Origin of the sequence: Allobosea sp. TAB14, assembly GCF_052113865.1 — a bacterium.
In the GTDB taxonomy this organism is placed as follows: domain Bacteria; phylum Pseudomonadota; class Alphaproteobacteria; order Rhizobiales; family Beijerinckiaceae; genus Allobosea; species Allobosea spartocytisi.
Genome location: NZ_JBFRDQ010000380.1, coordinates 1 through 1,051 on the forward strand (window position 1 = coordinate 1; position 1,051 = coordinate 1,051).

General features: G+C 68.7%; 1 protein-coding gene and 1 pseudogene. One reads left to right on the forward strand and one right to left on the reverse strand.

The window, feature by feature from the left end; all coding sequences use genetic code 11:
• Positions 1-176, forward strand: a pseudogene (locus AB4Y99_RS27780) (2,3,4,5-tetrahydropyridine-2,6-dicarboxylate N-succinyltransferase); the annotation flags it as partial.
• Positions 177-276: 100 nt separating this feature from the next.
• On the opposite strand, the gene AB4Y99_RS27785 reads toward AB4Y99_RS27780, so the two are convergent.
• Complete coding sequence (locus AB4Y99_RS27785; RefSeq protein ID WP_038364607.1) at positions 277-834, reverse strand: DUF1269 domain-containing protein; 558 nt, start codon at positions 832-834, stop codon at positions 277-279.
• Positions 835-1,051: the final 217 nt, after the last annotated feature.

Below are 1,051 nucleotides of genomic sequence, written 5' to 3' on the forward strand. Positions count from 1 at the left end.
GCCAGGTCCATATCGGCAAGGTGCCGCCCTATTCGGTGGTCGTGCCGGGCTCGCTGCCGGGCAAGCCCTTCCCTGACGGCACGCCGGGCCCGGCGCTGTCCTGCGCCGTCATCGTCAAGACGGTCGACGCGCAGACGCGCTCCAAGACCGGCATCAACGAATTGCTCAGAGACTGAGAACGCGTACCGTCATTCTCGGGCGAAGCGCAGCTTCGACCCGGGAATCTCCGGCAGGAGATGCTCGGGTCGAGCCCGAGCATGACGGGAGGGTGATCGCTCAGCCCACGGGCGAGGGAGCGCCGGTTCCCTGCGGCGCCGGTGCGGCGTCGGCTGCCGGCGGCATGGTCGCGTGGGCATCGGCCAGCGCGTCGCGCAGCTTCTGCTCCTGCGAGCGGTCGAGGGAGGTCTTGAGAACGGTGCCGCCGGTGCCGCGGATCGCCTCCAGCACCTTGTCGCCGGTCACTTTCTTGACCAGCACGAACAGCGCCGCATTGCCGGGCTGCAGGCTGCCGGCGAGGTCCTTCATGAACTTGTCGTCGATGCCGTAATCGGTCAGCGCGCCGCCGAGTGCGCCGGAAGCCGCGCCGAGCGCGGCGCCGAAGAGCGGCATCAGGAAGATCGCGCCGATCAGCAGCCCCCAGAACGAGCCGGAGACCGCGCCGAGCGCCGTGGTGTTGAGCAGCTGGTTGAGCTTCACCTTGCCGTCTTCATGCATCACCGCGATGGCGGCGTCGCCGATCTCGATCAGATATTCCTTCTGCAGGCCGATGAGCTTCTGGCGCATCTCCTCGGCGCGGGCCTCGGTCGGATAGACGATGACGACGAGATCGGACATGGCGGCGCTCCTGCTGCAAAGGCGGTGAGCCTGCCTCGGGCAGATGACAGGCAGATGGAAACGCGCCGCCGCCGGCCCGGTTCCGTCACTCCATCGCCGCGGCGGCCGTCGCAGCCTCGGCCGCCCCGCCGCGCAGCGGCAAGTCCTCCATCCAGGTGATGAAAGCGAAGGCCAGCGCGAAGCCGAGGAAGGCCGCGCCGAAGACGTAGCGGAACAG